This is a genomic window from Prauserella sediminis, from assembly GCF_014195435.1.
GTDB classification, from domain to species: Bacteria; Actinomycetota; Actinomycetes; order Mycobacteriales; family Pseudonocardiaceae; genus Prauserella; species Prauserella salsuginis.
The window spans coordinates 3,120,038-3,133,570 of sequence record NZ_JACIBS010000001.1 but is presented as its reverse complement, the minus strand read 5'-3'; the positions used below and the strand labels follow the sequence as shown (position 1 = coordinate 3,133,570).

Here is a 13,533-nt window from a genome sequence, read left to right as displayed (position 1 = left end):
AAGTGCGAGTTCGGTGACTGTCCCGCCGGCACGGGGGTTAGCCTGGTACGCGCGTAATTGGCACATCGAGACAGATAGAGGCGAGTCCCAGCCGTGTCCAGCAGCAGCCCTGCGTCACAGTTCGGCCCCAACGAATGGCTCGTCGAGGAAATGTACGACCAGTTCCTCGCCGACCCTTCTTCCGTCGACTCCGCGTGGCATGAGTTCTTTGCCGACTTCTCCCCCACGCAAGAGCGAAAGCCGGACACGACGGAGGCCGATCCGTCGGCCAACGGTCAGCCGCAGGCTCCGGCGCAGACGCAAGGCAACGGCCGGCCCAGCCCGTCGCAGGCACCGAAGTCCGCAGCTCCCTCGACTCCCGCCCAGTCCGGCTCGGCTCAGTCCGGCTCGGCTCAGTCCGGCTCGGCGCAGTCCGCTCCTGCCCAGTCCGGCTCCGCGAAGCAGGCGCCCGCCGAGGCCGCTGCACCCGCTGCTCAGCCCTCCACTGCCGGCAAGAAGAAGGCCGCGACCAGCGAGGCGAAGAGCGACCAGGCGGCCAAGCCCGAGAAGAGCGAACCCGAGTCGAAGGTCCTCCGGGGCCCGGCTGCGGCGATCGCGAAGAACATGGACGCGTCGTTGAGCGTGCCGACGGCAACGAGCGTGCGTGCGGTGCCGGCGAAGCTGATGGCCGACAACCGCATCGTCATCAACAACCATCTGAAGCGTTCGCGCGGCGGGAAGATCTCGTTCACGCACCTCATCGGCTACGCGATGATCCGGGGGCTGCACGCCTACCCGAACATGAACCGGCACTACAAGGTCATCGACGGTAAGCCGCATTCGGTCACGCCGGAGCACGTCAACATCGGTCTGGCGATCGACATGCCGGGCAAGGACGGTGCCCGCAACCTCGTCGTGGCGTCGATCAAGAACTGCGAGAGCATGACGTTCCTGCAGTTCTGGCAGGCCTACGAGGACATCGTCCGCAAGGCGCGCAACAACAAGCTCACCGCCGACGACTTCGCGGGCACCACGATCTCGCTGACCAACCCGGGCGGCATCGGCACGAACCACTCGGTGCCGCGGCTGCAGTCCGGGCAGGGCACGATCATCGGCGTGGGTGCGATGCAGTACCCGGCCCACTACGAGGGCACCAGCGAGAAGACCCTCATCGACCTGGGCGTCAGCAAGATCATGACGCTCACGTCGACCTACGACCACCGCATCATCCAGGGTGCCGAGTCGGGCGAGTTCCTCAAGCGCATCCACGAGCTGCTGCTGGGCGGCGACGGGTTCTACGACGACATCTTCACGTCGCTGCGGATCCCGTACGAGCCGGTGCGCTGGGTCTCGGACATCCCCGAGGGCGAGATCGACAAGACCGCCCGGGTGCTCGAGCTCATCGAGGCCTACCGGATGCGCGGCCACCTGATGGCCGACACGGACCCGCTGAACTACCGCCAGCGCCGCCACGAGGACCTGGACATCCTCTCGCACGGTCTGACGCTGTGGGACCTGGACCGCGAGTTCGCCGTGGGCGGGTTCGCGGGCCAGGAGAAGATGAAGCTGCGCGACGTCCTCGGCGTGCTGCGCGATTCGTACTGCCGCACCGTCGGCGTCGAGTACACCCACATCCTCGACCCCGACGAGCGCCGCTGGATCCAGGACCGCGTCGAGATCCCGCACGACAAGCCCGAGCCCACGGTGCAGAAGTACGTGCTCAGCAAGCTGAATGCGGCCGAGGCGTTCGAGACGTTCCTGCAGACCAAGTACGTCGGCCAGAAGCGGTTCTCGCTCGAGGGCGGCGAGACGGTCATCCCGATGCTGGACACGCTGCTGGACAAGGCCGCCGAGCACAGCCTCGACGAGGTCGTGGTCGGCATGCCGCACCGCGGCAGGCTGAACGTGCTGGCCAACATCGTCGGCAAGCCGATCTCGCAGATCTTCCGCGAGTTCGAGGGCAACCTCGACCCGGGTCAGGCACACGGCTCCGGCGACGTGAAGTACCACCTCGGCGCCGAGGGCAAGTACTTCCGCATGTTCGGCGACGGCGAGACGCGCGTGTCGCTCACGGCGAATCCGTCGCACCTGGAGACGGTCGACCCCGTCCTCGAGGGCATCGTCCGCGCCAAGCAGGACATCCTCGACAAGGGCGGCGACGTCGACGGCTTCACCGTGCTGCCCGTCCTGCTGCACGGCGACGCCGCGTTCGCCGGCCAGGGCGTGGTCGCCGAGACGCTCAACCTCTCGCTCCTGCGCGGCTACCGCACCGGCGGCACCGTGCACGTCATCATCAACAACCAGGTCGGCTTCACCACCGCGCCCGAGCACGCGCGGTCGTCGAAGTACGCCACCGATGTCGCCAAGATGATCGGCGCGCCGATCATCCACGTGAACGGCGACGACCCGGAGGCCGCCTACTGGGTCGCGCGGCTGGCGGTGGACTACCGCCAGGCGTTCAACAAGGACATCGTGATCGACATGATCTGCTACCGGCGGCGCGGTCACAACGAGGGCGATGATCCCTCGATGACGCAGCCGGGGATGTACGACATCATCGACAAGAAGCGCAGCGTCCGGAAGACCTACACCGAGGCGCTCATCGGCCGCGGCGACATCTCGATGGAAGAGGCCGAAGCGGCGCTGCGGGACTTCTCCAGCCAGCTCGAACACGTCTTCAACGAGGTGCGCGAACTCGAGAAGCACCCGGTCACGCCCAGCCCGTCGGTCGAGGAGGAACAGCAGGTCCCCGCGAACCTGCCCACCGCCATCTCCCGCGAGACCGTCCAGCACATCGGCGACTCGTTCGTCAACGTGCCCGAGGGCTTCAACCCGCACCCGCGCGTCAAGCCGGTCATGGACCGGCGCGCCAAGATGGCCCGCGAAGGCGGCATCGACTGGGCCTTCGGCGAACTGCTGGCGTTCGGATCGCTCGCCCTGGAACAGCGGCTCGTGCGGCTGTCCGGCCAGGACTCGCGCCGCGGCACGTTCACCCAGCGCCACTCCGTGCTGATCGACCGCGACAGCGGCAAGGAATACTCACCGCTGCAGCACCTCGCCGACGAGCAGGGCCGCGTGATGATCTACGACTCGGCACTGTCCGAGTACGCGGCGGTCGGCTTCGAGTACGGCTACTCCGTGGCCAACTCCGACGCGCTGGTGATGTGGGAGGCCCAGTTCGGCGACTTCGTCAACGGCGCCCAGTCCGTCATCGACGAGTACATCTCCTCCGGCGAGGCCAAGTGGGGCCAGCTCTCCGACGTCGTGCTGCTGCTGCCGCACGGCCACGAGGGCCAGGGACCGGACCACACCTCCGGCCGCATCGAACGCTTCCTGCAGCTGTGCGCCGAAGGCTCGATGACGGTGGCCGTGCCCTCGACCCCCGCGAACTACTTCCACCTGCTGCGCCGCCACGCCCTCGACGGCGTCAAGCGCCCGCTGATCGTCTTCACGCCGAAGTCGATGCTGCGGAACAAGGCGGCGACGTCGAACGTCGAGGACTTCACCGGCGACTCGAAGTTCATGTCGGTGATCGACGACTCCGACGTCGACCCCGCCAAGGCGCGCAAGGTGTTGCTCACCTCGGGCAAGCTCTACTGGGAGCTGGTGGCCGAGCGGACCAAGCGCGAGATCGACGACGTCGCGATCGTGCGGGTCGAGCAGTACTACCCGCTGCCCAAGAAGAAGCTGGCCGAGACGCTCAGCCGGTTCACGAACGCCCAGCAGGTCGTGTGGGTGCAGGAGGAGCCGGAGAACCAGGGCGCCTGGCCGTACTTCGGCCTGAACCTGCCGCGCAAGCTGCCGGAGGTGCTGGCGAACCTGGACGTGGTGGCGCGCAGGCCGATGGCCGCACCGTCGGCGGGCTCGTCGAAGGTGCACGAGGTCGAGCAGAAGGCACTCATCACGAAGGCCTTCGAGTAGACCGAGAACCACGGCAAGCAGAAGACCGGCCCGGCGGAGTTCGACTCCGCCGGGCCGGTTTTCTGTATCACCCACCGGTGACGCCTGGGCGAACACGCGACGTGACCACACGATGCCCCCAAGGGAACCTTAGGGGCGTTGAGTGCCACGAAGGTGCCCTTGGGGGTTTTCACGTGACCGCCCGGTCGGGGGGGTGTAAACCCGGGCGGGCGTGCGTCACGCCGGACTTACAGGGTGAGGGTCCAGCTGTTGAGCGAACCGGTGTCCCACGAGTAGGCGTCGGTCACCTTCAGCGTCCACTCGCCGTTCGGCTCGGAAGCACCCGACAGGTCGACCGTGTAGGTCTCGTTGATGTCGTCGCGGGAGTCGTACCCCGACGTCTTCAGGTTGTAGTCCGAACCGTCCGGGGCAACCAGGTCCAGCGCGATGTCACCGCGGTAGGAGTGAGTGATGTCGACGTCGACCGTGGCGTCGGCCGAGGCGGCCTCACAGCCGGAGACCGTGACCGTGCTGGTCACCGAGCCGGCGTCCGGGATGTCGGTCGTGTCGTTGTTGGTCACGGCCTCGCAGTCACCCGGCTCCGGGTCCGGCTCGTCCGGCGGCGTCGAGCCGTCGCCCACCACGTTCAGCAGCACGTTCGGCGAGTCCGTGCCCGGGTCGGACACGACACCCTCGGAACCGCCCGCAACCAGCGCGTCACCGACCTGCTGCGGAGTGGCGTCCGGGTTCGCCGACAGGTACACCGCGGCCGCACCAGCGACGTGCGGGGTCGCCATCGACGTGCCGGAGATCGTGTTCTCCGAGGTGTCGCTGTCGATCCACGCGGAGGTGATGTCACTGCCCGGGGCGAAGATGTCCACGCAGGAGCCGATGTTCGAGAAGCTCGAACGGGCGTCGGTGTTGGTCGTGGAGCCGACCGTGATGCCCTCCGGAGTACGGGCCGGCGAGGAGTTGCACGCGTCGGCACCGTAGTCGTTGCCCGCGGCCAGACCGTAGGTCACGCCGGAGGCGATGGAGTTCTGCACGGCCTCGTCGATCGCGTCGGAGGCACCGCCGCCGAGGCTCATGTTGGCGACCGACGGACCCGAGGCGTTCTCGGTGACCCAGTCGATGCCGGCGATGACGCCCGCGTTGGTGCCGCTGCCCTGGCAGTTCAGCACCCGGACGCCGACCAGATCGACGTTCTTGGCGACGCCGTAGTCGGTGCCGCCGACGGTGCCGGCGACGTGCGTGCCGTGGCCGTTGCAGTCGGTCGCGTCGTCGTCATTGTCGACGGTGTCCACACCGTGTGTGGCCCGGCCGCCGAAGTCCTCGTGCGAGGTCAGAATGCCGGTGTCGATGATGTAGGCCGTGACACCGTCACCGTCGTTCGGCGAGGAGTAGTTGTCGTCGAGCGGCAGCTCATGCTGGTCGATTCGGTCCAGCCCCCACGACGGCGGGTTCGCCTGGTCCGCGGTGATGTGCATGGTCTGCACCTGCTCGACGTAGTCGACGGCAGGGTCCGCCGCGATGCTCTTGGCCTTCGCCTCGGACATCTCGGCCGAGTAGCCGTTCAGCGCGCTCGAGAACCTGTGCTCGACCTTGCCACCCAGGTCGGCGGCCGTGGTCGTCACGCCGTCCTTCAGTTTGACGATGTACTTGCCGGCGACCGCCGTGTCCGCATTGGCACCGATGATGGTGCCTTCCTGCGGTACGGCGCCCGCGGTGCCCGCCATGCCCAGCACGAGGGCCGCGGCGGCTGTGCCCACCCCGACGGCCGTGCCGATCCTTCGCTTGTCGGTACGCACGCTTTTCCCTTCCGTTCGAACTTTGTCCGGAATGCGCCGAACAGTAAGCGAGAAAGCGGCGAGATCACATCAAGGAAAAGTTTCCCAGAATGGCGACGAAAGTAGTATTCCTACTCCGTTCGACGCAATCACGGCGGCGCAATGGTCCATACGTTCCGGGAAAATGCGTTCAAACCGTGACCAGCAGGTGCAATTCGCGTTGCACCGCCGCGGCAAGAACCATCGTTCAGCCCCCGACGAAGGTCTGCTACCAAGGTCGCACCCCTGCCGCCGTGCGACGGGAGTGGAATCACCGATTCCGGGCCTGCGCCAGGAACTCGTCGGCGATGTCGGCCGGATTGCGTTTCCGCTCCGAGAACTCGACGTTCAACTCCGTCAGTTTCTCGGTCGTGAGGGCTGCCGATACACGGTCGAGCGCATCGCGTTCGCGTTCGGACAGCGATCCTTCGACGGCGAACGGCACGATGTTCTGCGCGGGGAACATGTCGCGATCGTCCTCCAACGGCACGAACCCGTTGGCATACACGGAGGCCGACGTGCTGAACATGTTCGCCACCTGCACTTCGCCGGACCGCAGCGCCTCCACCGTCACCGGCCCGCCCGTGTCCGTCGTGCGGATCTCCTTGAACTCACAGCCGTACAGCTCACGGATCTCCCGACGCCAGCGCTCGCCCCACTGGCCCGGCCCGCCGAACACGAGCCGGTCGCAGCGCGGAGCAAGATCCGAGATCGTGCGCACGCCCTGTGCTGCCAGCTCCTCCCGCACGACGAGCATGTCGGTGTTCTCTGCCGGGGACTGGTCCAGCACCTCCAGCCCCTCCGGCAGCGCACGGGGCAGCTCCCGGTAGACCTCGTCCGACGTCGTCGCGGACGTGTCCTGGTCGAAGTACCGGAGTAGATTGCCGCTGTAGTCGGGTGCGAGTGTCAGCGAGCGGTCCTGCAATGCCTGGACCAGCACCTCACGACCACCGACCGGCGGCCGCACCGTGACGTCATCGGCCCCCGCGCCGCGCAATGCACCGGCGTAGATCTCCGCGAGCAGCAGGCTCTCCCCGACGTCGGAGGCGCCGATGACGATGCGCCCGTCGTCGCCTCCCTCGGCCCCTCCGCGCAACGGGTTGCCGCAGGCGGTGGCCAACACCAGTACCGCGCACACGGCGATGATCCGTCGCCATCGACCGATGACCCCGTGGCTCGACGCACCGATCATGCGGGCCCCTTCGACCTCGTGAGTTCGGCCAACCGCACGCCGCGCGGCACCACGATCCGCTGCAACCCCGCCAGCAGCAGATCCAGCACCACCGCGAGTGCCGCGGTGAGCACCGCACCGGCCACGACCTCGGCATAGTCGAGAATGGCCAGTCCGTCCATGAGATAACGGCCTAGGCCGCCCAGCCCGACGTACGCCGCGACTGCGGCCGTCGCCACGAGCTGCAGCACCGCGTTGCGCACCCCGCCGAGCACCATGGGCAGTGCGATGGGCACCTCGACCTGCCACAGTCGTTGCATCCCGCGCATACCGACCCCACTCGCCGCATCGACGACGTGGGCATCGACCGACTGCACGCCCGCGTACGTGCCTGCCATGACGGGTGGCACCGCCAACACGACCAGTCCCACGACCGCCGCAGGCGTGCTCTCGGCCAACAACAGGAAGAACAGCGTGACCACACCGAGCGTCGGCAACGCACGCACGATGTTGCCGGCCCCGACCAGCAGCACGGCACCTCTGCCGGTGTGCCCCACCAGCAGTCCGAAGGGAACGGCGATGACCAGCGCGATGGCCAGTGCCAGGGCGACATAGCCCACGTGTTCGAGCACGCGGGCCGGCACGCCCCCGGGGCCGCTCCAGTTCGCGGCGTCGCCGAACCACGCGACAGTCTCGGCGATCATGCTGCGACCTCCTCGTCAGCCCGCCTCGTGGGAGCCGGACGCTGCCACGGGGTGAGCACCCGGCGCAGCAACACCAGCAACAGATCCACCACGAGTGCGAGCAGGAGGGTCAGTACGACACCGACCACGATCGGCGCGTAGTACTCGCGCTGGAAGCCGTCGGTGAACAGCCTGCCGAGCCCGCCCACCCCGATGAGCGCACCGACGCTGACCAGGCTGATGTTGCTGACCGCCGCGACCCTGACCCCCGCGGCGAGTACCGGCACGGCGAGCGGGAGTTCGACACCGAAGTACCGGCGTGCGGGGCGGTATCCCATGGCTGTGGCGGACGCCGTCACGGCCTGCGGCACAGCGGCGATGGCGTCGAGCATCGGGCGTACCAGCAATGCAGCCGTGTACAGGGACAGCGCGACGACGACGTTGATGCTGTCGAGGATCGTCGTGCCGATGACGCCGGGGATGACGACGAACAACGCCAGCGACGGGATCGTGTAGACGAGGTTCGCCACGACGGCGAGCGTTCCGCGTACCTGAGGCCACGTCTGCCCCAGCCACCCCGCACCGACGGCCAGCACGACACCGAACAGGATCGGCAGCAGGGCCAGGTAGCCGTGCTCGGCCAGCGCAGCCCACAGCTGGGCGCGGGTGTTCGCGCTGCCGAGGTAGGTGCCGAGCTCGTCGATGAGACTCATGTCGCGGTCACGCTCTCGCGGTGCGGCTTGTCGCGGTCGCACTGGCGGTGCGGCTTGTCGCGGTCGCACTGGCAGGGTGCCGCTCGATCACGTCGAGCACGTGGCGCGCAGTGACGACCCCGACGGCCGCGCCGTCGTCGTCCACCACGACGCCGAGGCTCGCGGGCGAGGACAACGCGGCATCGAGCGCACCGCGCAGGGACGTGCCCCGCCGGTACAGCGAGCCGCCCGCGACGAGATCCGCCTCCGCCAGTGATCCGTCCACTGTGGAGCCGGGTGCGAGCCAGCCGCGCGGCCTGCGCTCGTCGTCGATCGCGAGCCGCCATTCGCCGGACTCTCCGGGCACCGAACCGATCTCCACGGTGACGACCTCGCCGACCTCGAGAGCACCCGCCGACAGGAACGACAGCCCCCGGTAGCCACGGTCCTTGCCGACGAACTCCGCGACGAAGTCGTCGACCGGATGGCGCAGCACGTCGGCGGGCGTGCCGTACTGCGCCAACCTGCCGCCCACCCGCAGGACGGCGACCCGGTCTCCGAGCCTGACCGCCTCGTCGATGTCGTGCGTGACGAACACGATCGTCTTACCGAGCCGCCGTTGCAGGTCGAGCAGCTCGTCCTGCAACCCCTCCCGCACGACCGGGTCCACGGCCGAGAACGGTTCGTCCATGAGCAGCACCGGTGGATCCGCCGCGAGAGCGCGCGCGACCCCCACCCGCTGCTGCTGACCCCCGGACAGCTGGGCCGGATATCGCGAACCCAGCTCGGCGGGCAGGCCGACGGTGTCGAGCAGCTCACCGGCCCGGCGGCGCGCCGACCTCCTGCTCCACCCGGACAGCATCGGCACGGTCGCGATGTTGCCCAGCACGGTCCGATGTGGAAACAGACCCGCGTGCTGGATGACGTAGCCGATTCCGCGCCGCAACTCGGCCGGATCGATGTCACGCACGTTGCGCCCGTCCAACAGCACGTCGCCGTCGGTGGGCTCGACCATCCGGTTCACCATGCGCAGCGACGTCGTCTTGCCGCATCCGGAGGGACCGACGAACACCGTCATGCTGCCGTCCGGCACGGTCAGCGACAGCTCGTCCACCGCTGCCGCCCCACCCCCGTACCGCTTGGTGACGCCGCGGAACTCGATCGTCATGGTCGCCTCCCTGCTCCCTCGGCACCGGGACCTGCCAGCCGTACCCGTGACGCTCTGAACCGGATCTGTGACCCGGGTGACAGGTCTGCACGACAGTAACCGAGGAGGCCGACAGAATCGCGCCTTCGAGGTCGGCCGGGCGTCCGCTCCGCTGCTCAGGGCCTCTAGGGTAGGCGCCATGAATTCGGTGCGTCAGGTGTTCGGCGTGGACGCGAAGTCACTGCGACATGCCATCGCGTTACTGGCCGAGCGCAGCTGGCAGTTCGACGACCTCGTGCGCGAACTGGCCGCTCCCCGGCGCACGGTCGAGGAACTGCTCCAGGCCCTGGGTGACGACCTCGAACGGGACGGCGACCGCGTACGGCTGCGTCCCGACGTCGTCGACGACCACCGGGAGCAGGCGGGCAGTCCGCACACCACCGACGGCCTCGAGGCGGAAGTCGCGCGCCACATCGCGCACGTGCCGCCGCCGCTGCCAGCGCTCGACCACGTGCAGGCGACCGCCGACACCGTGGTGCGCCGCGCGCGCTGGCTCGACGAGCACTACGACCTGCGCACCACCCGACTGACGTTCCTCGGCGATCACGACCTGACCTCCCTGGCGGTGCGTGCGCTGCGCCCCGAGGCCGACCTGACGGTCATCGACGTCGACGATCGCATCCTCGACTACGTCGACCGGCAGAGCTCCCGGACGATCCGCACCGTCCACGCCGACCTGCGGTTCGGCCTGCCGCTGTCGGTGATGGGCAAGGCCGACATCGTGTTCAGCGACCCGCCGTACACCCCGGAGGGCATGGGGCTGTTCGCCACCAGGGGGCTCGAATGCCTCGCCGATCCGCCTGCGGGACGCCTGGTGCTCGCCTACGGCTACAGCCCTCGGCATCCGGCACTCGGCCACCGCACGCAGCGAGCGCTCGTCGGTCTGGGCCTCGCGTTCGAGTCGATCGTGCCCGGTTTCCACCGCTACAGCGGAGCGCAGGCGATCGGCAGCGCGGCCGACCTGTACGTGTGCCAGCCCACCACGAAGGCGCGCAAAGGCGGCAGGAAGACCAGCAAGCAGACCATCTACACGCGCGGGGCACAGTCGCTCGAGGCGGGCGAGACCACGGCCGAATTGCTGACCGCGCTGCGGAGTATCGCGGGGCACAACGGACTCGACGTCGAAGAGCGCGGCGCCGACTGGACGAAACCGGTCACGACGAAGCCCGGCACGGCCGTGGCCGTGGACCTCGGTGCCGATCCAGGGCCGTGGCTGCTGCGCACGCTGTTGGCCGTGAACGCCGACCGGGTGGCGGTGCTGCTGCCGAACTCGCATCCCGACCTCGTCGACGCGGCATCACAGCGCGGGCTCACCGACCTGATCGGCCCGAAGTACCGCCTCCGTCTGCTGCGCAGCACGCCCGACAACACGCACGCGGTGGTCGTCGCCGAACCGCCGGCCAGCGCCACCGGTCACACCGACGCGGCGGCACGGGCCCTGCTCACCCGGGCGCACGGCCGGCTGGGCAACATCTGGCCGGACGCCCCCGACGACGTCTCCGACGACCGGCTCATCGACCTGCCGCGGCACCGCGTCGCCGAGGTCCGCAACGAGCTGGGCGACTGACTCTTCCGACGAACTGCGAGGGCCCCGTGGTCGGCCGGGAACGCCTGACCACGGGGCCCTCGCAGTGCTGAGAGCGTGACCGGCCGGAGGTCAGCCGACGACGCCGTCGGCTTCCGCGGCCTTGGCGACCGCGGTGGCGACCTCCTCGGCGACCCTCGGGTCGAGGGGGCTCGGCACGATGCGGTCGGCCGAGAGCTCATCGGCCGCCACCGACACGATGGCCTCCGCCGCCGCGAGCTTCATGTTCTCCGTGATCGCCCGCGCACCGGCGTCGAGCGCCCCGCGGAACACCCCGGGGAACGCCAGCACGTTGTTGATCTGGTTCGGGAAGTCGCTGCGACCGGTGGCCACCACGGACGCGTACTTCGCCGCGACGTCCGGATGCACCTCCGGGTCCGGGTTGGACAGTGCAAACACGATCGGTTCCGGCGCCATCGTCGCGAGCAGGTTCTCGTCGATCGTCGCGCTCGACAGGCCGATGAACACGTCCGCGCCGGCCATGGCCTCGTCGATCCCGCCGCGCAGGCCCGCCTTGTTGGTCGTCTCGGCGAGTTCGTCCTTGATCGCGTTGAGGTTGTCCCGGCCCGCGTGGATGATCCCTCGCGAATCGAGCATCGTCACGTCACCGACACCTGCGGCCTGCAGGATCCTCGCGCACGCCACACCCGCGGCACCCGCGCCGGAGATCACGACCCGTTGGTCGGCGATGTCACGGCCGGCCACCAGGTTCGCACCACGCAGCGCGGCGAGCACCACGATGGCCGTGCCGTGCTGGTCGTCGTGCATGACCGGGCAGTCCAGCGCCTCCTTGAGCTTGTCCTCGAGCTCGAAGCACCGGGGCGCCGACACGTCCTCCAGGTTCACCGCGCCGAACGAAGGGCGCAGCCGCACCAGCGTTTCGACGATCTCATCGACGTCGCTGGTGTCCAGCACGAGCGGGATCGAGTCCAGCCCGGCGAACGTCTTGAACAGAACCGACTTGCCCTCCATGACCGGCAGCGAAGCGCTCGCGCCGATGTCACCGAGTCCGAGTACCGCCGTGCCGTCGCTGACCACTGCCACGAGCCGGTCCGCCCACGTGTAGCGCTTCGCGAGCGCGGGCTCCTGCTCGATGGCGCGGCTGACCTTCGCTACCCCGGGGGTGTAGGCGATGGACAGGTCACGTGCTTGCGTGATGGGCCGGGTGGCCGACACCGAGAGCTTGCCGCCCTCGTGTCCGCCGAAGATGTCGTCGTCACTCACCTGAGCTTGGGACACGTCTATCTCCAGGGCTGAAAAAGGGAACTGCCAGCGGACACTCCGCTGGCTCGTGGGCTCCTTGGTCCCGGCGACTCGGCGCGGTAGCACCGTACTGCCGGCAAGGTGTCCGTCATAAGGCCCTTGGTTCAGGCGTAGCCGCGGACGCGGCGGTTCGTCCAGTGTGACATCTTCTGCGGCGATCGGCCGTGCCGGTGCGGCCCGGATCACAGATATCGACCCATTTGCGCAGGTCACGTCACCGATAGCAAGACGGACGTCCGACTTGGGTAGCCGTCGAACCGCCCATCCGCTGCCCGACCGCCGAGACCCGGCGCCTGCGGCCGGCCCTCACCCGCCGACCACCACCGACGACACGATTGCCCGCGACTGCGCTCGTCCCTCCAGCCAGGAGGGGCTTCGCGGTCCCGAATGGGGCCACCCGTCGCCCACTCCCGCCCGACCGGACCCGCTCCTCAGGGCCGCATAAGGCCGCCCGTCAGCCCACCACCGCCCAACCGGACCCGCTCCGCGCCGCTGCATATGCCCACCCGTCACCCACCGCCACCCGACCGGACCCGCTCCGCGGGGCTGCATAGGATCCCGGCATGGAAGCCCGCACGCTGGCCGTCCCGCACGCCGTGGAGTTCACCCCGCCGGTCTTCGGTGACCAGCGCGGCCTGTTCACCGCCCCGTTCCAGGAGCCGACGTTCCTCGAAGCCGTCGGGCATCCGATGACCGTGGCGCAGACCAATCACAGCGTGTCCCGGCGTGGCACGATCCGCGGCATCCACTTCGCCGACGTCCCACCTGGCCAGGGCAAGTACGTCTACTGCCCGAAGGGTTCCCTGCTGGATGTCGTCGTGGACCTGCGCACGGGTTCTCCCACGTTCGGCGCATGGGACACGGTGACGCTCGACAGCCGGACCTTCCGCGGCGTCTACCTCGCGGAGGGCCTGGGGCACGGCTTCATCGCGCTCGAGGACGACACGATCATGTCGTACCTGTGCTCCACGTCGTACAACCCGCCCGCCGAGCACGGCATCGATCCCCTCGACCCTGACCTCGGCCTGCCCTGGCCCGGCGACGTCGAGTACCTCCTCTCCGACAAGGACCGCGCCGCCCCTTCGCTCGCGGAGGCCCGCGACTCCGGCCTGCTGCCCCGGTACGAGGACTGCCTCGCCCGCTACGCGGAGCTACGCGCGAACGCGTGACGCCCAAGGGCACCGTTGGGGCATCGAACGCAGCCACGCACCAGCGTGCCGATGAGGG

The 13,533-nt window shown here is 68.8% G+C and carries 9 protein-coding genes; 3 read left to right on the top strand and 6 right to left on the bottom strand.

What is annotated here, in order from left to right; all coding sequences use genetic code 11:
* Positions 1-93: 93 nt before the first annotated feature.
* Positions 94-3,900 (top strand): multifunctional oxoglutarate decarboxylase/oxoglutarate dehydrogenase thiamine pyrophosphate-binding subunit/dihydrolipoyllysine-residue succinyltransferase subunit, encoded by a 3,807-nt coding sequence (locus FB384_RS14230; protein ID WP_183783394.1) that lies wholly within the window; start codon positions 94-96, stop codon positions 3,898-3,900.
* Between the two features lie 227 nt (positions 3,901-4,127).
* Here FB384_RS14230 and FB384_RS14225 read toward each other — a convergent pair whose 3' ends face one another.
* The 5 genes from FB384_RS14225 to FB384_RS14205 all read right to left on the bottom strand — a co-directional run bounded on the left by FB384_RS14225 (position 4,128) and on the right by FB384_RS14205 (position 9,419).
* Positions 4,128-5,615, bottom strand: a complete 1,488-nt coding sequence (locus tag FB384_RS14225) for a S8 family peptidase (RefSeq protein ID WP_183785544.1) — start codon at positions 5,613-5,615, stop codon at positions 4,128-4,130.
* A 361-nt stretch (positions 5,616-5,976) separates the two neighbouring features.
* Positions 5,977-6,897 (bottom strand): ABC transporter substrate-binding protein, encoded by a 921-nt coding sequence (locus tag FB384_RS14220; protein ID WP_183783392.1) that lies wholly within the window; start codon positions 6,895-6,897, stop codon positions 5,977-5,979.
* Positions 6,894-7,580: an ABC transporter permease gene (locus tag FB384_RS14215; protein ID WP_183783390.1), complete on the bottom strand. Its 687-nt coding sequence runs from the start codon at positions 7,578-7,580 to the stop codon at positions 6,894-6,896. Before FB384_RS14215 ends, FB384_RS14220 begins: the two co-directional genes overlap by 4 nt.
* A complete protein-coding gene (locus FB384_RS14210; RefSeq protein WP_183783388.1) occupies positions 7,577-8,272 on the bottom strand; it encodes an ABC transporter permease in 696 nt (231 codons plus the stop codon). Before FB384_RS14210 ends, FB384_RS14215 begins: the two co-directional genes overlap by 4 nt.
* 7 nt (positions 8,273-8,279) lie before the next feature.
* The gene (locus FB384_RS14205) at positions 8,280-9,419 is read right to left on the bottom strand and encodes an ABC transporter ATP-binding protein (RefSeq protein WP_183783386.1); all 1,140 of its coding nucleotides are present in this window, start codon (positions 9,417-9,419) and stop codon (positions 8,280-8,282) included.
* 178 nt (positions 9,420-9,597) lie between these two features.
* On the opposite strand from FB384_RS14205, the gene FB384_RS14200 reads away from it, so the two are divergent.
* Positions 9,598-11,025, top strand: a complete 1,428-nt coding sequence (locus FB384_RS14200; RefSeq protein WP_183783384.1) for a bis-aminopropyl spermidine synthase family protein — start codon at positions 9,598-9,600, stop codon at positions 11,023-11,025.
* Between the two features lie 90 nt (positions 11,026-11,115).
* On the opposite strand, the gene FB384_RS14195 is transcribed toward FB384_RS14200, so the two are convergent.
* Positions 11,116-12,282 (bottom strand): NAD(P)-dependent malic enzyme, encoded by a 1,167-nt coding sequence (locus FB384_RS14195; protein ID WP_183783382.1) that lies wholly within the window; start codon positions 12,280-12,282, stop codon positions 11,116-11,118.
* 587 nt (positions 12,283-12,869) lie between these two features.
* Here FB384_RS14195 and FB384_RS14190 point away from each other — a divergent pair.
* Positions 12,870-13,475 (top strand): dTDP-4-dehydrorhamnose 3,5-epimerase family protein, encoded by a 606-nt coding sequence (locus tag FB384_RS14190; RefSeq protein WP_183783380.1) that lies wholly within the window; start codon positions 12,870-12,872, stop codon positions 13,473-13,475.
* Positions 13,476-13,533 lie beyond the last annotated feature (58 nt).

Coding starts and splice junctions, on each gene's coding strand:
- FB384_RS14225 (WP_183785544.1), bottom strand. CDS start 5,615: ATGGCGGGCACCGCGGGCGCCGTACCGCAGGAAGGCACCATCATCGGT.
- FB384_RS14220 (WP_183783392.1), bottom strand. CDS start 6,897: ATGATCGGTGCGTCGAGCCACGGGGTCATCGGTCGATGGCGACGGATC.
- FB384_RS14215 (WP_183783390.1), bottom strand. CDS start 7,580: ATGATCGCCGAGACTGTCGCGTGGTTCGGCGACGCCGCGAACTGGAGC.
- FB384_RS14210 (WP_183783388.1), bottom strand. CDS start 8,272: ATGAGTCTCATCGACGAGCTCGGCACCTACCTCGGCAGCGCGAACACC.
- FB384_RS14205 (WP_183783386.1), bottom strand. CDS start 9,419: ATGACGATCGAGTTCCGCGGCGTCACCAAGCGGTACGGGGGTGGGGCG.
- FB384_RS14200 (WP_183783384.1), top strand. CDS start 9,598: ATGAATTCGGTGCGTCAGGTGTTCGGCGTGGACGCGAAGTCACTGCGA.
- FB384_RS14190 (WP_183783380.1), top strand. CDS start 12,870: ATGGAAGCCCGCACGCTGGCCGTCCCGCACGCCGTGGAGTTCACCCCG.